Below are 18,333 nucleotides of genomic sequence, written 5' to 3'. Positions count from 1 at the left end.
CCAGTGTAGCGAATTCAACGGGGCAGCGCGCTCCAGTCGAAGGGCTGCACGAAGTCGCGGACGTCTTCAGCCATCATTGGCCGTGCCACCAGAAAACCTTGCACATATTCGCAGCCATTGGCTTGCAGCCAATCGTACTGCGCAATGCTTTCCACCCCTTCGGCAATCACCAGTATCCCGTACTGTTTGCACAGGTCGATGACATTACGCGCCAACGCCGCGTCCCGCGAAGAGTCAGGCAGGCGCGCGATCAAATGCCGGTCGAGCTTGACCGTGTCCAGCTCCAGATCACGCAGGTGCGACAGTGAGCACGGCCCGGAACCGAAATCATCCAGCGCCACCCTGACACCCAGGTTGCGCAGCAAACGCAGTTGTTTGCGGGTTTCTTCAGGGTCGTGCATCAAGGCCTCTTCCGTTACCTCGACTTCCAGATGACGCGCCTGCAAACCATGGCGCTCAAGCACTTGACGCAACTCGGTGACCAGATGGGGCATGGAGAACTGCGTGCGGCTCAGACTGACGCTCAGCACCAGATCCTCGGCGAACAGGGTTTCCCAGGCCTTGCGTTGCCCGGCGCCACGCTGGTAAATCCAGCTACCGAGCCGGCTGATCAGCCGTGCTTCTTCCAGCAGCGGCAAAAACAGCCCCGGCGGTACGTCGCCGACGCTCGGGTGCTGCCAACGCAGTAATGCCTCGAACCCGCGAATCTTCCCGTCACCGATCGCCACCTGCGGTTGATACACCAGGTTGAAATCGCGGTTTTCAATCGCCGTGCGCACGCTTTCTTCAAGCATCAGTCGCGAGCGTGCCCGGCCATTCATTTCGCGATCGTAGAAGCGATACTGTTGGCGACCGGCGCGTTTGGCTTCGTACATGGCGATGTCGGACGCCCGCAGCAAACCGTCAAGATTGAGACCGCAATCGGGAAACGTGGCGATACCGATGCTGGCACCCAGGGTAATGTCCAATCCATCGATTTGCTGACTGACCGATACCCGCTCAATGAGTTTTTCGGCAATCCGGGCCGCTTGATCAGGGACCTCGAGGTCGAGTAGCGCGGTGAATTCGTCGCCACCAATGCGCGCCAGAATGTCGAAGGGCCGCAGACAGGCCTTCAACTGCTCGGACACCCAACGCAGCACCCGATCGCCGGCATCGTGGCCGAGGGAGTCGTTAACCCGCTTGAAGCCGTCGAGATCCAGGTACAACAACACCCAGGCACTGTCGGTTCGATCACTGCGCAGCAGCAGGTTTTCCACAGTCTGGTAAAAGCCACGGCGGTTGAGCAATCCGGTCAACGGGTCGGTGACGGCCTGGAATTCGAGCTGCTGATGCAGGTGGCGCACCACCGACATATCCTGCACGGTCACCACCATGGCGCGCTGCTCGGCGGGCAATGGCGCGCACGACAACGCAACCGGCACTTGCTGGCCGGGTGCAGTGCGCAGCAGCGCATCGTGCAGGCGTAACGTCTCGCCGCGCCTGTAGCCGGCCAACAGATCCGAGTCGGCCCAGAGCGGGATGTGCGGTTTTTGCAGAAAGCCCAGCAGCTCTTTGCCTTGCAGCTCTTGCACCGTAGCGTTGAGGAGCCGCGAGATCGCCGGATTGGCAAAGCGGATCAAACCGTCCTCACCCACCACCAGAATGCCTTCGGCGGCATTCTCCAGCACCGAGGCATTGAAGGCGCGCGCGACCTCCAGATCGTGGCTCAGGCGCTGCAACGCCCGTCGGTTGCGCTGATGTTCCAGCAACGCCTGGACTTTGGGCTTGAGAATCTGCGGGTCGAATGGCTTGAACAGGTAATCCACCGCGCCACTGGCATAGCCCTTGATCACGGCATCCTGGGATTGTTCGTTGGCGGTGAGGAAAATAATCGGTGTCAGGCGGGTTCGCTGACTGCCACGCATCAGGCGCGCCACTTCGAAACCGTCCATGCCCGGCATCTGCACATCCAGCAGCACCAGGTCGACATCGTGTTCAAGCAACACGCCGAGGGCCTCGAAACCTGAGGCCGCAGTGATGACCTGCCAGTCCTGACGCTGTAAGAGCGCCCGCATACTGATCAGGTTTTCAGGGTAATCGTCGACGATTAATAACGTTGAGCTGCCTTCAATTGGCGGGGGGTGCGCGCATTCCATGCTGCTTCTCTTGTTCAGGGCGTCAGGCCGGTTTCTCGTGAAAACCGGACAAATACTGAGGCTTCACTCTAGACCGGGTTCCGCGAAAGCAGAAGCTGTCAGTGAGCCATCATTTAACTGAAGCGTCCATTTGCCGACTAACGGTCGGAGCTACAGCCCGCTGAAATCGGCAAAGATGGCACTTCGACAGGATGTTGACGCCAACTAACTTCCAGGCGGGCGTTAACAAAAAAGCATTCTACGATTATAAAGACCGCCCTCCAAGGCACGTGCCAGAGCTTGTGGCACGGGCGTGCAGCAAAAAATCAGTGGAAGCTTTGATTATGATTGACCTCGCATCCTGGAACCTAAGCGTTCCCGTCGGCAGCCCACCTTACACCGTTGAAACATCGAAACTGGTGAATGGCTTCAAGGATCAATACTTCCATTCCGACACCGGCGTTTTGTTCTTCTGGTCCCCGGTAACCGGTTCGCGTACTGAAAATGCCATCTATCCACGCACTGAACTGCGTGAAACCTACAGCAACGGCACGTTGAAAAACTGGTACTACCCTGATGCCGACAACTCCCTGCGTGCAACCCTGGCAGTCAACCAGGTGCCGAGCTCGGGCAAGATCGTCATTGGCCAGATCCATGCCTACAACAGCCAGAAACCCCTGGTGAAGGTCGAATATCAGTACAAGACCAAAACTTCCACCGGCAACATCGTCGCCAAAGTGCGCATGCATCCCGATGACGATGAAGGCCGGGTCATCACAGTCGCCACCGGGGTAAAGCTCGACCAGGAATTCTCCTACCTCATCCACCTAAGCCCAGGCGGCGCCCTGGGCATCAGCGCAGCGGGCTATCAGTGGGACACCAACATCAGCGCGACGTGGCGCAATAAACCGTTGTACTTCAAGGCCGGGGTCTACGTTCAGGACAATACCGGGTACACCAGTGAAGGCGGAAAAGTGACATTTAGCAAGCTGGATATTGATCACGATAAATGATGATTTTTTTCATATCCCATAGCAACTGACAAGGCTGCGAAACTGCTACAGAGGATCCGGCGCGACCGTGCACACGCCGGATCACTTTTCAATCACCCAAATTCTAACGAACGCACATCAGCATGAAACTCTTCGACGTTCCAACATCCTTTGCTGAGTTGCCCGTCACTTGCGTAACAACCTTCAAAGCACGCGTCGTCGGTGTTCCGGCCAGTTTGGCATGAGCGAAAAGCAAATCGTCATATGACTCAACATCCGTCACAGATACGGAGCAGAATCCAGGTGCTCGCTCAAATACTCCAGCCTTGAGGATTACTTCATACTCAGAGAAATAGCCCGTCCGGGGATTATGCTTCACGTTACCTACCCAGTCGGGTGACTGCCTCATTACTTGGCCTTTGCTATCGATAGAGGCCGTAAAGTAACGGTCTGCTGCATACAGGCTGGTTGAGCCAGCCCACAGCAACACAATAAGTGAAACGTAAAAACCTAATTGCTTACTATATTTATCAAAAACCATGTGAATGCTCCCTTTCAATGAATTAAATCGATGGCGATCCAGTCATCGATAAATTCATTTAGCGCAAAGATCTTAACGCTGTCAAAGGCAAACAAAACAAACAGAAAAGTACCTGCACACTGAGCAATTATTCCTACAACCAAACATAAATATGTATTTGCTTTGACTTAAGCATATTCAATAAAAAACCCGCCTCTCGGCGGGTTTTTCATACAACTTAAACGTTGTGGGTCTTAGTTGACCTTGGCGTTCAACTCGCCTTTCAGATAACGCTGATACATGCCTTCCAGCGAGATCGCCTTGATCTTCGAAGCGTTGCCGGCAGTGCCGAAGGCTTCGTAGCGAGCGATGCACACGTCGCGCATGGCGGTGACGGTGGCGCCGAAGAATTTACGCGGGTCGAATTCGCTCGGGTTGGTGGCCATCAAACGACGCATGGCGCCGGTGGACGCCAGACGCAGGTCGGTGTCGATGTTGACCTTGCGCACGCCGTGCTTGATGCCCTCGACGATTTCTTCAACCGGTACGCCGTAGGTTTCTTTGATGTCGCCGCCGTACTGGTTGATGATCGCCAGCCACTCTTGAGGGACCGAAGACGAACCGTGCATCACCAGGTGAGTGTTCGGGATGCGTTTGTGGATTTCCTTGATGCGGTCGATCGCCAGTACGTCGCCGGTAGGCGGCTTGGTGAACTTGTACGCGCCGTGGCTGGTACCGATGGCGATGGCCAGGGCGTCGACCTGGGTGCGTTTGACGAAGTCAGCGGCTTCTTCCGGGTCGGTCAGCATCTGGCTGTGATCCAGAACGCCTTCGGCGCCGATGCCGTCTTCTTCACCGGCCATGCCGGTTTCCAGCGAACCCAGGCAGCCCAGCTCACCTTCTACCGAAACGCCGCAGGCGTGAGCCATGGCCACGGTTTGTTGGGTGACACGGACGTTGTAGTCGTAGTCGGTCGGGGTCTTGCCGTCTTCGCCCAGGGAACCGTCCATCATTACCGAGCTGAAGCCCAGTTGAATGGAACGCTGGCAAACGTCAGGGCTGGTGCCGTGGTCCTGGTGCATGCACACCGGGATGTGCGGGAATTCCTCGATTGCCGCCAGGATCAAGTGACGCAGGAACGGCGCGCCGGCGTATTTGCGAGCACCGGCCGAAGCCTGGACGATCACCGGGGAGTCAGTCTTGTCAGCGGCTTCCATGATGGCGCGCATCTGCTCAAGGTTGTTGACGTTGAAGGCTGGAACGCCGTAGCCGAATTCGGCTGCGTGGTCCAACATCTGGCGCATGCTGATAAGTGCCATTGTGTGTCTCTCTCCCGGTTTGGGTCGTTAATCGTGCCAGCCTGCCGTAGCGGCGGCGGCTATTCAAGTTATTGCAGATCGGGGGTGGCCCGGACTGCGAATTCGGTCACTACGTACTGGCCGACATATCCCTGTAGGAGCCGGCTTGCTGGCGATGGTGTCCGTTTGGACAGCGTGTGCCTCAAGGGCCTCATCGCTGGCAAGCCAGCTCCTACAGGTTTTGCGTCAGCCGTTGTTATTGCGCCTTGCAACCACGCCCAATCAAATCATTGGTGGCGACCCAGTAAACCAAGCCTTCCTCACCTTTTACGTGAAACGCCAGCATATCGTTGCTGTACAGCGAACCCGACGCGCCCGGCTCCTGCTTCAAGCGGTAGACCTGATCCGCGCCGCCCAGACGCACGTCGACTTCCTTACGGCTGTCGTCGGTGTAGCGCCAAAGAACTTTTGCCTGGCTGTCGCACGTCCAGGTGGTCCAGTTATCCGCCGGTGCCGATGACTGGAACGGGTTCAAATTGGCGCACCCGGCCAGCAATGCCAACGCCGTAATGGCGATAAAACCTTTCATCCGTGTTCCTCGACCGGCAGCACTCGCCGCCGGCCCTGAGTAAAGAGTCAGACCTGTCAAGGACAACCATGTTCCTTGGCGGGCGTCTGGGTCTCGTATTTGTCCAGGCCATCAGGCCCGGAACGCTTGTTGAGCACCGGATTGGTTTCCGCCTGCCAATCGGCCTGGTAGCAGCCATTCTGCGGCGCAGTCGGCGCAGGCTCCGGCGTGGCTTTCGGGTTACTCCCGCAAGCCGCCAGCGAACCCGCAACGATCAACAGCGCTAACGTCTTGACCATTTCACCACTCCCTTGCCTGGTCAAACGGGCGGCCTCAGGCCTTGGCCCGGCTTTCCAGGACTTCAACGGCTGGCAACACTTTGCCTTCGACGAATTCGAGGAACGCGCCGCCGCCGGTAGAAATGTAAGAGATTTGTTCAGCAACGCCATATTTGTCGATGGCAGCCAAGGTGTCGCCGCCACCCGCGATGGAGAACGCCGGGCTTTCAGCGATGGCCTGGGCCAGCACTTTGGTGCCGTTACCGAACTGGTCGAACTCGAACACGCCGACCGGGCCGTTCCACAGGATGGTTTTCGACGATTTCAGCAGCTCGGCGAAGTTGGCAGCGGTCTGTGGGCCGATGTCGAGAATCATGTCGTCGGCGGCAACGTCAGCGATCAGTTTGACGGTCGCTGCAGCGCTTTCAGCGAATTCCTTGGCAACCACGACGTCAACCGGCAACGGCACGCTGACCTTGGCGGCGATGGCGCGAGCGGTGTCCAGCAGGTCCGGCTCGTACAGCGACTTGCCGACCGGGTGACCGGCAGCGGCCAGGAACGTATTGGCAATGCCGCCGCCGACGATCAACTGGTCGCAGATCTGGCTCAGGCTGTTCAAGACGTCGAGTTTGGTCGACACCTTTGAACCGGCAACGATGGCTGCCATTGGCTGGGCCGGAGCACCCAGGGCTTTGCCCAGCGCGTCCAGTTCGGCAGCCAGCAGAGGGCCGGCAGCAGCGACTTTGGCGAACTTGGCCACGCCGTGGGTCGAACCCTCGGCACGGTGAGCGGTGCCAAAGGCGTCCATAACGAATACGTCGCACAGTGCCGCGTATTGCTTGGCCAGGTCGTCAGCGTTCTTTTTCTCGCCTTTGTTGAAGCGCACGTTTTCGAAGAGCACGATGTCGCCTGCTTTCACGTCGACGCCGCCCAGGTAATCAGCCACCAGCGGCACTTCACGGCCCAGCGCCTTGCTCAGGTAGTCAGCGACTGGCTTGAGGCTGTTTTCGGACGAGAACTCGCCTTCGGTCGGACGGCCAAGGTGTGAGCAAACCATTACGGCCGCGCCTTTTTCCAGGGCCAGCTTGATGGTCGGCAGCGAAGCCAGGATTCGCGCATCGCTGGTGACTACACCGTCCTTGACTGGGACGTTGAGGTCTTCGCGGATCAATACGCGCTTACCTTGCAGATCGAGGTCGGACATCTTCAACACGGTCATGGGTCGCACTTCCTACGGTTTTTTTGAAGTTGCTGTTTGCAGATAGTGCTCTGCAACATCCAGCATTCGGTTGGCAAAACCCCATTCGTTGTCGAACCAGGCCAGGATGTTCACCAGCCGTGGGCCGGAAACGCGGGTCTGACTGGCATCGACGATGGCCGAATGTGGGTCATGGTTGAAATCACAACTTGCATGGGGGAGCTCGGTGTAGGCCAGAAGGCCTTTGAGCGGGCCGCTGGTGGCTGCCTCGCGCAAGATCCGGTTGACCTCGGTGGCGTCGGTATCACTGACTGTCTGCATCGTGATGTCGAGGCAAGACACATTCACCGTCGGCACGCGTACGGCTTTGGCCTGAATTCGCCCCGCAAGTTCCGGCAGCAAGCGTTCGATGCCTCGCGCCAGACCAGTGGACACCGGAATCACCGACTGGAACGCCGAACGGGTACGGCGCAGGTCTTCGTGGTGATAGGCGTCGATCACCGGCTGATCGTTCATCGCCGAGTGAATGGTGGTGATCGACACGTATTCAAGCCCTATGGCCTGATCCAGTAGACGCAACAGCGGCACGCCGCAGTTGGTGGTGCAGGAGGCGTTGGACACCAGCAACTCACGGCCGGTCAGGCAATCCTGGTTCACGCCGTAGACGATGGTGGCGTCGACATCCGCCTCGCTGGCCATCGGCTGGGAAAACAGCACGCGCGGGGCGCCGGCGTCGAGGAAACGCTGGCCGTCTTCGCGGGTGTGATAAGCGCCGGAGCACTCCAGCACCAGATCGACGCCCAGGGACGCCCAATCGATGCCTTCGGGAGTGGCACTGCGCAGGACCTTCACGCAGTCACCATTAATATGCAGACAATCGCCGTCGATCTTCACTTCACCGGGAAAACGCCCATGAGTGGAGTCAAAACGTGTCAGGTATTCGATGCTGGCCATGTCGGCCAGATCGTTGATCGCGACAATTTCAAACCCGGCCTTTTCGCCCCGCTCGAACAACGCACGCAAGACGCAACGACCAATCCGGCCGTAGCCGTTGAGTGCAACTTTGTAGGGACGCGGTTGAGGCATTGGGTTCTCGATAAACGCAGTCAGACGAAATCTCGGTAAACACACACCCCTTGTAGGAGCTGGCTTGCCAGCGATTGGCGATGTATCTGACACACCGCGGATCGCTGGCAAGCCAGCTCCTACAAGGATTGCGGTGACCGAAGCCACCGCATTCGCGCTTTTAGTCTTCCAGCAGCTCTTCAGCCTGACCCAGGATGTTTTCCAGGGTGAAGCCGAACTCTTCGAACAAGGCAGGCGCAGGCGCCGACTCGCCGTAGGTGGTCATGCCGATCACGCGACCTTCCAGGCCGACGTACTTGTACCAGTAGTCCGCGTGGGATGCCTCGATGGCAATACGGGCACTGACCTGCAACGGCAGAACCGATTGCTTGTAGCCGGCGTCCTGGGCATCGAACACGCTGGTGCAAGGCATGGAAACCACGCGCACATTACGACCCTGCTCGCTCAGTTTGTCGAAGGCTTGAACGGCCAGGCCGACTTCCGAACCAGTGGCGATCAGGATCAGCTCTGGCTCACCAGCGCAGTCTTTCAGCACATAACCACCACGGCTGATGTCGGCGATCTGGCCGGCATCACGGGTTTGGTGCTGCAGGTTCTGACGCGAGAAGATCAGGGCCGAAGGACCGTCTTTACGCTCCAGCGCATACTTCCAGCACACCGCCGATTCAACGGCATCGGCTGGACGCCAGGTGTCGAGGTTCGGCGTGCAGCGCAGGCTGGCCAATTGCTCGATTGGCTGGTGAGTCGGACCGTCTTCGCCCAGACCGATCGAGTCGTGGGTGTAGACGTGGATCACGCGCTGCTTCATCAGGGCCGACATGCGCACGGCGTTTCGGGCGTATTCCATGAACATCAGGAAAGTCGCGCCGTAAGGCACCAGGCCGCCGTGCAGGGCAACGCCGTTCATGATCGCGGTCATGCCGAACTCGCGCACGCCGTAGTACATGTAGTTGCCGCTGGCGTCTTCGGCGGTCACGCCTTTGCAGCCTTTCCACAGGGTCAGGTTGGAACCTGCCAGGTCAGCCGAACCGCCGAGGAACTCAGGCAGCAGCGGACCGAACGCGTTCAGGGCGTTCTGGCTGGCTTTACGGCTGGCGATGGTTTCGCCTTTGGCAGCCACTTCGGCGATGTAGGCATCGGCCTTCTCGGCGAAGTCAGCCGGCAGCTCGCCGCTCAGGCGACGGATCAGCTCGTTGGCTTCGGTCGGGAAAGCGGCGGAATAGGCAGCGAAACGCTGATCCCAATCGGCTTCGACGGCGAGGCCGGCTTCCTTGGCGTCCCACTCGGCGTAGATGTCGGCCGGGATTTCGAACGGGCCGTGGTTCCACTTCAGCGCAGCTCGGGTCAGGGCGATTTCCGCGTCACCCAATGGAGCGCCGTGGCAGTCTTCTTTGCCCTGCTTGTTCGGCGAACCGAAGCCGATGGTGGTCTTGCAGCAGATCAGGGTCGGCTGGTCGCTTTTGCGAGCGGTTTCGATCGCGGTCTTGATTTCTTCCGGGTCGTGACCGTCGACGTTGCGGATCACTTGCCAGTTGTAGGCTTCGAAACGCTTCGGCGTGTCATCGGTGAACCAGCCTTCGACCTCGCCATCGATGGAGATGCCGTTGTCATCGTAGAAGGCGATCAGTTTGCCCAGGCCCAAAGTGCCGGCCAGGGAGCCGACTTCGTGGGAAATGCCTTCCATCATGCAGCCATCACCCAGGAACACGTAGGTGTGGTGGTCAACGATGTTGTGGCCAGGACGGTTGAACTGTGCCGCCAGGACTTTTTCAGCCAGGGCAAAACCTACGGCGTTGGCCAGACCCTGGCCCAGTGGACCAGTGGTGGTTTCAACGCCAGGGGTGTAGCCGAGCTCCGGGTGACCCGGAGTGCGGCTGTGCAACTGGCGGAATTGTTTGAGGTCGTCGATCGACAGATCGTAGCCGGTCAGGTGCAGCAGCGAGTAGATCAACATCGAGCCATGACCGTTGGACAGCACGAAGCGGTCACGGTCGGCGAACGATGGATTGCTCGGGTTGTGCTTGAGGTAGTCGCGCCAAAGCACTTCGGCGATATCTGCCATACCCATAGGGGCACCGGGATGGCCGCTGTTGGCTTTTTGCACGGCATCCATGCTGAGGGCACGAATGGCGTTGGCACGCTCACGACGGCTAGGCATCGCTGTTCTCCTGGGGACTTGAATAAAATGAAACGGAAAAAAGGCGAGCATTTTCCCTCACCGGACCGCCTCGGGGCAATGACAGATAGTCATCTGAGGACGTTTTTCCAATGGATTACGGCGGATTGAGTTGATGAAACCTTTCCGCTGTTCGTTTGTAGAGTGACCCACTGCCCAAGAAGTGCCATCTATCGAGCAATATCAAAACTTTTTGATATTGCTCTTGCGATGCTTTCGGTGCGTGACTAGACTGCCGGCCTTATGAATTTACGTGTGCCTTCCATTCGACATGACGATTGCGATGAGCTGGCGGCCTTATGCAAGGCTGCTGGAGATCCCTTGCGGTTGAATGTATTGCGCGCATTGGCCAACGATTCGTTTGGCGTATTGGAGCTGGCGCAGATTTTTGGTATCGGCCAGTCAGGCATGAGTCATCACCTCAAGGTTCTGGCCCAGGCCGAACTGGTGGCGACTCGCCGCGAGGGCAATGCGATTTTCTACCGTCGCGCCCTGCCCCACACCGACTTGCTGGGCGGAAAGCTGCACGCTGCCTTGCTCGATGAGGTGGACGACTTGACCCTGCCTGCCGATGTGCAGTCGCGGATTGGTCAGGTCCATGGGCAACGCGCGGCGGCGAGCCAGGACTTTTTTTCACGTATAGCGGAAAAATTTCGCGCCCAGCAAGACTTGATCGCCGGCCTGCCGCAATACCGCGAAAGCGTGGTGGCACTGCTCGACAAATTGAGTTTCGGTGAAGGCGCCACCGCCATCGAAGTCGGCCCTGGTGACGGCGCATTTTTGCCGGAACTCGCGCGTCGCTTCACTCAGGTTACGGCGCTGGACAACAGCCCGGCGATGCTCGAACTGGCACGCCAGCTCTGCGATCGTGAAGCCCTGGCTAACGTTAGCCTGCAACTGGCCGATGCATTGAACGGCGTAAACCTGACAGCAGACTGCGTTGTACTGAACATGGTGTTGCACCATTTCGCCGCGCCGGCCGAAGCGCTCAAGCACATGGCCGACTTGCTGCAACCAGGCGGTAGCCTGTTAGTGACAGAGTTATGTAGCCACAACCAGAGTTGGGCCAGGGAGGCCTGCGGTGATCTTTGGTTGGGGTTTGAACAGGACGATCTGGCCCGTTGGGCCACCGCTGCGGGACTCGTTCCCGGGGAAAGCCTCTATGTGGGGTTACGTAATGGTTTCCAGATTCAGGTCCGCCATTTTCAGCGACCGGCTGGCAACACTCACCAACGGTAAATTCAGGAAAATATCGAGATGAGCGAATACTCCCTTTTCACCTCCGAGTCCGTGTCTGAAGGGCATCCGGACAAAATCGCCGACCAGATTTCTGATGCGGTGCTGGACGCCATCATTGCTGAAGACAAGTTCGCCCGTGTGGCGTGCGAGACTCTGGTGAAAACGGGCGTAGCCATCATCGCCGGCGAAGTCACCACTACCGCCTGGGTTGACCTGGAGCAGATCGTTCGTGACGTGATCACCGACATCGGCTACACCAGCTCCGACGTCGGCTTCGACGGCGCGACCTGCGGCGTGATGAACATCATCGGCAAGCAATCCCCTGACATCAACCAGGGTGTTGACCGTGCCAAGCCTGAAGATCAGGGCGCCGGCGACCAGGGCCTGATGTTCGGCTACGCCAGCAACGAAACCGACGTGCTGATGCCTGCTCCGATCACCTTCTCGCACCAATTGGTGCAGCGCCAGGCTGACGCCCGCAAATCCGGCCTGCTGCCTTGGCTGCGTCCGGACGCCAAGTCGCAAGTGACCTGCCGCTACGAAAACGGCAAGGTTGTCGGTATCGACGCCGTTGTACTGTCGACCCAGCACAACCCTGAAGTGTCGTACAACGACCTGCGCGAAGGCGTGATGGAGCTGATCGTCAAGCACGTGCTGCCTGCCGAACTGCTGACTAAAGACACCCAGTTCCACATCAACCCGACCGGCCAGTTCATCATCGGCGGTCCGGTTGGCGACTGCGGCCTGACCGGCCGCAAGATCATCGTTGACAGCTACGGCGGCATGGCTCGTCACGGCGGTGGCGCATTCTCCGGTAAAGATCCATCGAAGGTTGACCGTTCGGCTGCTTACGCCGGCCGTTATGTTGCAAAGAACATCGTCGCTGCCGGCCTGGCCGAGCGTTGCGAGATTCAGGTTTCCTACGCGATCGGTGTTGCTCAACCGACTTCGATCTCGTTGAACACCTTCGGCACCGGCAAGATCAGCGACGACAAGATCGTCAAACTGGTACGCGAAGTGTTCGACCTGCGTCCATACGCAATCACCACCATGCTCGACCTGCTGCACCCGATGTATCAGGAAACCGCTGCGTACGGCCACTTCGGTCGCACTCCTGCGAGCAAGACCGTTGGTGGCGATACTTTCACCACCTTCACCTGGGAAAAAACCGACCGCGCCGACGACCTGCGTTCCGCTGCCGGCCTGTAAGACTTCCCCAGCAGTCTCAAAGCCCCGCACGGTTCGCCGCGCGGGGCTTTTTATTGGTTCTTCACGGAATCCCGGGAAAGACAGAAACAAGAACGCCGATTTGATTGATGATGTTCGTGCGAGCAAACACATCTAAAAAACCGGCGTTCTTATGCGTGATATTAATACTTTCCTTCCTTTTTGGGAGGGCTTTTCTGTCGTCACCATCAAGCCCGATGGTGACGCCCTACAGATCGATCTGATTCCCCATGCCACCCGATTCCCTTCCTGCGGCGGCTGCCAAAAACCGTGTTCAACCACTCATGAGTATTGCGAGCGAACTGTTCGTGATCTTCCCATTCTCGGTCGCGCGGTACGCCTCAGCGTTTTGCTCAGGCGGGTTGGCTGCCGCGACTGTGGCAAGCGCATGGAGGCCGTCAGTTGGCTGGATCGCTATGCCCGCATGACGCGCCGCTTAGCCGATGCGGTCATTCAGACCTGCGAGCGCCTTCCCACCCTGCACGTGGCCCAGATGTTTGGGCTGCATTGGGACACCGTTCGGTTGCTGGAGCGTCGAGCCTTACAGGCGGCGTTGAGCACGCTGCCAAAGGCGCAACCACGACGCCTGGTGATGGATGAATTCGCGCTGTTCAAAGGGCATCGCTACGCCAGCGTGGTGTTGGATGCCGATACGCGACGAGTGCTATGGATCGGTGAAGGCCGCAGCCGGGCGGCGGTTCGGCCCTTTTTCGAGGAGCTGGGGCCAGAGGGGTGTGCTCGAATCGAAGCGGTGGCGATGGACATGAACACCGCTTTTGACCTGGAGGTTCGTCAGCACTGCCCGAAAGCGCGACTGGTCTACGACCTCTTTCATGTGGTGGCCAAATATGGCCGAGAGGTGATTGATCGGGTCCGCGTCGACGAGGCTAACCGACTGCGCCACGACAAGCCGGCTCGCAAGGTCATCAAGCAAGCGCGGTGGCTGTTGCTGCGCAATCCAGAGAACCTGAAAAGGCCGGAACAACAGGTTCACTTGCAGGATTTGTTGGCGGCCAACCAATCGCTGATGACGGTTTATTTGATGAAAGCTGAGCTCAAAACGCTCTGGACGCCGAGTGCTGCTTGGGCCTGGAGATCGGCCTGGAAGCAATGGCTGCGCCATGCTCATGAAAGCGAAATACCAGCTCTGATCCAGTTTGCCAAACGGCTAAAGGGCTACTGGCGGGGCATCGTGAGCCGAGTGCGCTGGCCGATGCACACCGGTCAGTTGGAAGGAATAAACAATCGAATAAAAGTCATTAAACGGATGGCGTACGGTTACCGGGATAGCGAGTTCTTTTTCATGAAGATCAAGAGCGTCTTTCCCGGTAATCCGTGAAGAACCTTTTTATTGCCTTGCGCTCAAGACCGTGTTGCCGCTTTCGCGAGCAGGCTCGCACCCATTGATCGGTGTGAATACAAAACCTGTGCACGACGGGCCAGCCCAATCACCTTAGAAATACCAAGCAAAACACCCGTCATTCCGATCGCAAAATCCTGACTAACCTTCGAGCATCCATAATGAGCAAGGAAGCTCACAATGCGCGTGTTCATCGCTTTCCTTCTGACCTTCTTCTGTCATGCAACAAACGCCGCCACATGCCCCGACTGGCCATCCGAACGAGCCTTGGCCGAAGTCGCCGCACTGCAAAAACAAATCGACACCTGGGACGACCAATACCATCGCGCAGGTCGCTCATTAATCGCCGACGAACTTTACGACCAGTCCCGCGCCCAACTCACCGAATGGCGCCAATGCTTCAATCCGGGCCCGACCAAAGAACCGTTGCTCACCGCGCGCGGCACAATTCCCCACCCGGTCGCCCATACCGGACTGGAAAAACTGCACAGCGCTCCTGACGTCGAACGCTGGCTGCGTGACCGCAAGGACGTTTGGATTCAACCCAAAGTCGATGGCGTGGCCGTCACCCTGGTTTATCGTCAAGGCTTGCTTGCTCAAGCCATCAGTCGCGGCGACGGTACGCAGGGCCAGGACTGGACGACCTCGGCGCGCCAGGTCGTTGCCATCCCCCGGCAACTGTCACAGCCTCGGGACCTGCTGGTGCAAGGCGAACTTTACTGGCGTCTCACAGACCACGTGCAAGCGCAGGCCGGCAGCCTCAACGCTCGCGCCACAGTGGCCGGCCTGATGGCACGCAAAAAAACATTGAGTACGGAGCAGGCTGGCGGCATCGGCCTGTTTGTCTGGGATTGGCCTCAAGGCCCGGAAAATTTGCCGACCCGGATCAAAACGCTGCATGAACTGGGCTTTCCGGACACCACGCCTTACAGCCAGCGGATCAGCACACTGTCGGACGCCGAGCGCTGGCGCGAACACTGGTATCGGGCGCCCCTGCCCTTTGCCAGCGACGGCGTTGTCCTGCGCCAGGAGCAACGCCAGCCCGCCGAACGGTGGCAAGCCAAGCCACCTTATTGGAGCGTGGCATGGAAATACCCCTTTGCTAAGGCATTGGCCGAAGTGCGCAAGGTTCACTTCAAGATTGGCCGTACCGGGCGCATTACCCCGTTGCTGGAGCTGACGCCCGTGTTGCTCGATGACAGGCAAATCAAACGCGTCAGTGTGGGCTCGCTGCAACGCTGGCAAGCGCTGGACATTCGACCGGGCGACCAGGTCGCCATTAGCCTCGCAGGCCTGACCATTCCCAGGCTGGAGGGTGTTGTGCTGCGCAGCACCGAACGCGCCGAACTGAATGTGCCGCGGGCCGAGGACTTTCATCCGCTGAGTTGCTGGCAGCCGACAGCGGGGTGCGAAAGCCAGTTTCTCGCGCGCCTGACCTGGCTCAGTGGCAAGCAGGGCCTGGCGTTGGCCCATGTCGGCCCTGGCACTTGGGAAATACTTCTTGAAACAGGTCGCCTGAACAGCCTTCTGGATTGGTTGACCCTTGATGCTCGAGAGCTTGCTAACATTGACGGTTTCGGCGAGCGCAGTGCTGCCCGTCTTGAGATCAGTTTCAACAGCGCCCGCCAGCGTCCTTTTTTGCGATGGTTGAAGGCCTTGGGCTTGCCACCGACAGGTCAGGCACGTCTGACCAATTCATGGCGGGAGCTGGCACAACGAGACACTGAACAATGGCAGGCCGAAGACGGCATAGGTCCTGGACGTGCGGCGCAACTGAGCGCATTTTTCCGCGACCCGCAGGTCCAGGCCTTGAGTGAGATATTACGCAGGGCAGGGATTGACGGTTTTCAGTAGGCCGGCAACGCCCACCCACCGGGGAACCCCATGGCACTGATGAGCTCAAACAGCCATCGCCGCATAGACCCGATTGCCTTTCCACATGGAGCTTTTATGAAATTTCTTTCACCGCTCGCCCTGTTGGCCCTTTGCAGCGTGATGGCCGCCCCGTTGATGGCGGCCGAAGATGCACCGGAGCTGACCGGCTGCGCCGCCAAGAAGCAAGGCATCATCAATCAGATCGAACTGGCCAAATCCCACGGCAATGCCGACCAGCAGGCCGGCCTGGAGACTGCCCTGAGCGAAGTCACGGCCAACTGCACTGACGCTTCGTTGAAAAAAGAACGGGAAAACAAGGTGCTTGATGCCAAGCACGAAGTCAGCAAGCGTCAGGCCGACCTCGACAAGGCCATGAAAAAAGGCGATCCGGAGAAGATCAACAAGCGCAAGGACAAACTCGCCGAGTCCCGCAAGGAATTGCAGGAAGCGGTGGATGAACTAGACAAGTAAGACCCCGGCTGAGCAAGTAAGCATTTGTGGCGAGGGAGCTTGCTCCCTCGCCACAAATGCGCAGCAGGTCAACTCAAATCAATGATCCCGAAACGCCTTATGGCAAGCACTGCAGGCATCCTCGACCTTCTGCACCGCCGGCCCCAGGTTACTGGCCTTATAAGGTTGAACCTGACTGGCAACTACCAATTCACCGGTGGCGAACTCAAGGTCCCGGGCCATTGCCTGAAAGCGGGCTTGCTGTTCCCAGACATCGCTTTTGGCACTGGTGTGGTCTTCTTCACGCACTTGCGGAAAATGTTTCCACGGCTCATGGGACAACGCATCGAGCTTCACCGCGCCGTCCGCGAACTTCGGGCCATCGAACGGAATACGGCCACGCAACATGCCACCCAGGTCTTCACCGGTCTTGAGCATCTGCTTGAAAATAGCCTTGCGCTGACCGAGCGGCGAATTGGGGTCGACACCACCGCAAGCGGACAACGTCAGGCAGGCCAGCAATACAACAGAAAGTCTTTTGAGAGTCATGGTGGCTTCAGGTCACGGGAACGGCGGCCAGTATCCTCGCGTCATCGTCAAAGACCAATACCCCTATTATCAATACGGGTTGCCTGAGCGCAGGGAGCACGCGGGCAACTGGCAAAGGAATCACTTCATGAACAGCCGTTTCAAGGCATGGCGTCACAGCCTGACCTGGACCTTGCCAATGGTGGCCCTGCTCGCAGGCTGCACCGGTGGCGACAGCAACAAGCCGAAAACCCATGCCCTGGCCACTTACTCCAGCGCCACGTGGGAAGCCCTGCCGGCGGTATCCGACAATGATCTCGTTGCCGGTTTCGGCTCATGGCGCAGCGCCTGCACTCGACTCAAGGCCGACCCGGTCTGGGGCGGAACCTGCGCGGCGGCCGCCAACGTGCCGCAAACCGCCAGCGACATTCGCGGATTCCTCAAACAGAACCTTGATGTCTACGGCCTGCGCGCCGCCAACGACAACCCCAACGGTTTGATTACCGGCTATTACGAACCGGTCTACCCCGGCAGCCTGACCCAGACCGCAACGGCGAACGTGCCGGTATATGGCGTGCCCGAAGACATGATCATCGTCTCGCTGGATAGCATCTACCCGGAACTCAAAGGCAAACGCCTGCGCGGTCGACTTGAGGGGCGCGTGCTCAAGCCTTACGACGATGCCGCAACCATCGGCAGCAAAGGTGTCAAGGCTCCCGTCGTGGCCTGGTTGACCGATCCCATGAACCTGCAGTTCCTGCAGATCCAGGGCTCGGGTCGGATCCAGCTCGACAGCGGTCGTCAACTTCGAATCGCCTACGCCGACCAGAACGGTCACCCTTACCGACCGATCGGGCGTTGGCTGGTCGAGCAAGGCGAATTGAAGAAGGAAGACGTGACCATGGGTGCGATAAGCAGTTGGGCCAAGGCCAATCCTTCGCGCATTCCGGAACTGCTCGCCAGCAACCCAAGTTATGTGTTTTTCACCCAGAACCCGGACAGCAACGAAGGTCCACGCGGCTCGCTGAACGTGCCGTTGACGGCCGGCTACAGCGCGGCGGTAGACCGCAAGGTGATTCCGCTGGGCAGCCTGTTGTGGCTATCCACCACCAAACCGGACGGCACAGCGCTGGTACGCCCCGTGGCAGCCCAGGACACCGGCGGCGCGATTGCCGGCGAGGTTCGCGCGGATCTGTTCTGGGGCACCGGCGATGCGGCCGGGCAACTGGCGGGAGACATGAAGCAGCAGGGGCAGATCTGGATGCTGTGGCCGAAGGGCGCGGCGTTGCCGCAAGTGCCGCAAGTACCGGATGCAGTGAAATAATCCGTGAACCAGTGAAACTTGTAGAAGCCGGCTTGCTGGCGATGCGGTGTATCAGGCGCGATCATTGTCGACTGAGCCGCCGCTATCGCCAGCAAGC

General features: G+C 58.7%; 16 protein-coding genes. 7 read left to right on the top strand and 9 right to left on the bottom strand.

Annotation, left to right across the window (positions count from 1 at the left end; genetic code table 11):
* Window positions 1-14: 14 nt before the first annotated feature.
* Window positions 15-2,138 carry an EAL domain-containing protein gene (locus tag ABVN21_RS25275; RefSeq protein ID WP_339556604.1) on the bottom strand — a complete coding sequence of 708 codons (2,124 nt, stop codon included), beginning with the start codon at window positions 2,136-2,138 and terminating at the stop codon, window positions 15-17.
* A 323-nt stretch (window positions 2,139-2,461) separates the two neighbouring features.
* Between ABVN21_RS25275 and ABVN21_RS25270 the strand changes: the two genes are divergently transcribed.
* Complete coding sequence (locus ABVN21_RS25270; protein WP_339556605.1) at window positions 2,462-3,130, top strand: polysaccharide lyase family 7 protein; 669 nt, start codon at window positions 2,462-2,464, stop codon at window positions 3,128-3,130.
* A gap of 103 nt (window positions 3,131-3,233) precedes the next feature.
* Here ABVN21_RS25270 and ABVN21_RS25265 read toward each other — a convergent pair whose 3' ends face one another.
* The 7 genes from ABVN21_RS25265 to tkt all read right to left on the bottom strand — a co-directional run bounded on the left by ABVN21_RS25265 (window position 3,234) and on the right by tkt (window position 10,215).
* On the bottom strand, window positions 3,234-3,650 hold the full coding sequence (locus tag ABVN21_RS25265) for a hypothetical protein (protein WP_339556606.1): 417 nt from the start codon (window positions 3,648-3,650) through the stop codon (window positions 3,234-3,236).
* A gap of 233 nt (window positions 3,651-3,883) precedes the next feature.
* Window positions 3,884-4,948 carry a class II fructose-bisphosphate aldolase gene (gene fba / locus ABVN21_RS25260; protein ID WP_007981624.1) on the bottom strand — a complete coding sequence of 355 codons (1,065 nt, stop codon included), beginning with the start codon at window positions 4,946-4,948 and terminating at the stop codon, window positions 3,884-3,886.
* A gap of 235 nt (window positions 4,949-5,183) precedes the next feature.
* Window positions 5,184-5,516, bottom strand: coding sequence for an MliC family protein (locus ABVN21_RS25255; protein WP_339556607.1), 333 nt, complete (start codon window positions 5,514-5,516; stop codon window positions 5,184-5,186).
* Between the two features lie 56 nt (window positions 5,517-5,572).
* Window positions 5,573-5,794: a hypothetical protein gene (locus tag ABVN21_RS25250; protein WP_339556608.1), complete on the bottom strand. Its 222-nt coding sequence runs from the start codon at window positions 5,792-5,794 to the stop codon at window positions 5,573-5,575.
* A gap of 34 nt (window positions 5,795-5,828) precedes the next feature.
* Window positions 5,829-6,992: a phosphoglycerate kinase gene (locus tag ABVN21_RS25245; RefSeq protein WP_339556609.1), complete on the bottom strand. Its 1,164-nt coding sequence runs from the start codon at window positions 6,990-6,992 to the stop codon at window positions 5,829-5,831.
* A gap of 12 nt (window positions 6,993-7,004) precedes the next feature.
* Window positions 7,005-8,057, bottom strand: a complete 1,053-nt coding sequence (gene epd, locus ABVN21_RS25240; RefSeq protein ID WP_339556610.1) for an erythrose-4-phosphate dehydrogenase — start codon at window positions 8,055-8,057, stop codon at window positions 7,005-7,007.
* A gap of 160 nt (window positions 8,058-8,217) precedes the next feature.
* A complete protein-coding gene (tkt, locus tag ABVN21_RS25235) occupies window positions 8,218-10,215 on the bottom strand; it encodes a transketolase (protein WP_339556611.1) in 1,998 nt (665 codons plus the stop codon).
* Between the two features lie 261 nt (window positions 10,216-10,476).
* Between tkt and ABVN21_RS25230 the strand changes: the two genes are divergently transcribed.
* From ABVN21_RS25230 to ABVN21_RS25210, 5 genes are all read left to right on the top strand, one after another.
* Window positions 10,477-11,472, top strand: a complete 996-nt coding sequence (locus ABVN21_RS25230; RefSeq protein WP_339556612.1) for a metalloregulator ArsR/SmtB family transcription factor — start codon at window positions 10,477-10,479, stop codon at window positions 11,470-11,472.
* An 18-nt stretch (window positions 11,473-11,490) separates the two neighbouring features.
* Window positions 11,491-12,681 (top strand): methionine adenosyltransferase, encoded by a 1,191-nt coding sequence (metK, locus tag ABVN21_RS25225; RefSeq protein WP_339556613.1) that lies wholly within the window; start codon window positions 11,491-11,493, stop codon window positions 12,679-12,681.
* A gap of 151 nt (window positions 12,682-12,832) precedes the next feature.
* Window positions 12,833-14,038: an ISL3 family transposase gene (locus ABVN21_RS25220; RefSeq protein ID WP_353637214.1), complete on the top strand. Its 1,206-nt coding sequence runs from the start codon at window positions 12,833-12,835 to the stop codon at window positions 14,036-14,038.
* Window positions 14,039-14,239: 201 nt separating this feature from the next.
* Window positions 14,240-15,913, top strand: a complete 1,674-nt coding sequence (gene ligB, locus ABVN21_RS25215) for an NAD-dependent DNA ligase LigB (RefSeq protein WP_339556755.1) — start codon at window positions 14,240-14,242, stop codon at window positions 15,911-15,913.
* Window positions 15,914-16,009: 96 nt separating this feature from the next.
* Entirely contained in the window at window positions 16,010-16,405 is a 396-nt protein-coding gene (locus tag ABVN21_RS25210; RefSeq protein ID WP_339556756.1) for a DUF1090 domain-containing protein, read from the top strand.
* 78 nt (window positions 16,406-16,483) lie between these two features.
* On the opposite strand, the gene ABVN21_RS25205 is transcribed toward ABVN21_RS25210, so the two are convergent.
* Window positions 16,484-16,933: a cytochrome c gene (locus ABVN21_RS25205; RefSeq protein WP_339556757.1), complete on the bottom strand. Its 450-nt coding sequence runs from the start codon at window positions 16,931-16,933 to the stop codon at window positions 16,484-16,486.
* A 127-nt stretch (window positions 16,934-17,060) separates the two neighbouring features.
* On the opposite strand from ABVN21_RS25205, the gene ABVN21_RS25200 reads away from it, so the two are divergent.
* Window positions 17,061-18,236 carry an MltA domain-containing protein gene (locus ABVN21_RS25200; RefSeq protein WP_339556758.1) on the top strand — a complete coding sequence of 392 codons (1,176 nt, stop codon included), beginning with the start codon at window positions 17,061-17,063 and terminating at the stop codon, window positions 18,234-18,236.
* Window positions 18,237-18,333: the final 97 nt, after the last annotated feature.

Source organism: Pseudomonas sp. MYb327 (genome assembly GCF_040438925.1).
Lineage (GTDB): Bacteria > Pseudomonadota > Gammaproteobacteria > Pseudomonadales > Pseudomonadaceae > Aquipseudomonas.
The sequence above is the reverse complement of the archived record's forward strand: the minus strand, read 5'-3'. Positions and strand labels throughout refer to the sequence as shown.

Excerpts from the sequence above, each read along its gene's own strand:
- ligB (WP_339556755.1), top strand. The coding sequence starts at position 14,240 with ATGCGCGTGTTCATCGCTTTCCTTCTGACCTTCTTCTGTCATGCAACA.
- ABVN21_RS25205 (WP_339556757.1), bottom strand. The coding sequence starts at position 16,933 with ATGACTCTCAAAAGACTTTCTGTTGTATTGCTGGCCTGCCTGACGTTG.
- ABVN21_RS25270 (WP_339556605.1), top strand. The coding sequence starts at position 2,462 with ATGATTGACCTCGCATCCTGGAACCTAAGCGTTCCCGTCGGCAGCCCA.
- epd (WP_339556610.1), bottom strand. The coding sequence starts at position 8,057 with ATGCCTCAACCGCGTCCCTACAAAGTTGCACTCAACGGCTACGGCCGG.
- ABVN21_RS25275 (WP_339556604.1), bottom strand. The coding sequence starts at position 2,138 with ATGGAATGCGCGCACCCCCCGCCAATTGAAGGCAGCTCAACGTTATTA.
- metK (WP_339556613.1), top strand. The coding sequence starts at position 11,491 with ATGAGCGAATACTCCCTTTTCACCTCCGAGTCCGTGTCTGAAGGGCAT.
- ABVN21_RS25230 (WP_339556612.1), top strand. The coding sequence starts at position 10,477 with ATGAATTTACGTGTGCCTTCCATTCGACATGACGATTGCGATGAGCTG.
- tkt (WP_339556611.1), bottom strand. The coding sequence starts at position 10,215 with ATGCCTAGCCGTCGTGAGCGTGCCAACGCCATTCGTGCCCTCAGCATG.
- ABVN21_RS25250 (WP_339556608.1), bottom strand. The coding sequence starts at position 5,794 with ATGGTCAAGACGTTAGCGCTGTTGATCGTTGCGGGTTCGCTGGCGGCT.
- ABVN21_RS25200 (WP_339556758.1), top strand. The coding sequence starts at position 17,061 with ATGAACAGCCGTTTCAAGGCATGGCGTCACAGCCTGACCTGGACCTTG.
- fba (WP_007981624.1), bottom strand. The coding sequence starts at position 4,948 with ATGGCACTTATCAGCATGCGCCAGATGTTGGACCACGCAGCCGAATTC.
- ABVN21_RS25245 (WP_339556609.1), bottom strand. The coding sequence starts at position 6,992 with ATGACCGTGTTGAAGATGTCCGACCTCGATCTGCAAGGTAAGCGCGTA.
- ABVN21_RS25220 (WP_353637214.1), top strand. The coding sequence starts at position 12,833 with ATGCGTGATATTAATACTTTCCTTCCTTTTTGGGAGGGCTTTTCTGTC.
- ABVN21_RS25265 (WP_339556606.1), bottom strand. The coding sequence starts at position 3,650 with ATGGTTTTTGATAAATATAGTAAGCAATTAGGTTTTTACGTTTCACTT.
- ABVN21_RS25210 (WP_339556756.1), top strand. The coding sequence starts at position 16,010 with ATGAAATTTCTTTCACCGCTCGCCCTGTTGGCCCTTTGCAGCGTGATG.
- ABVN21_RS25255 (WP_339556607.1), bottom strand. The coding sequence starts at position 5,516 with ATGAAAGGTTTTATCGCCATTACGGCGTTGGCATTGCTGGCCGGGTGC.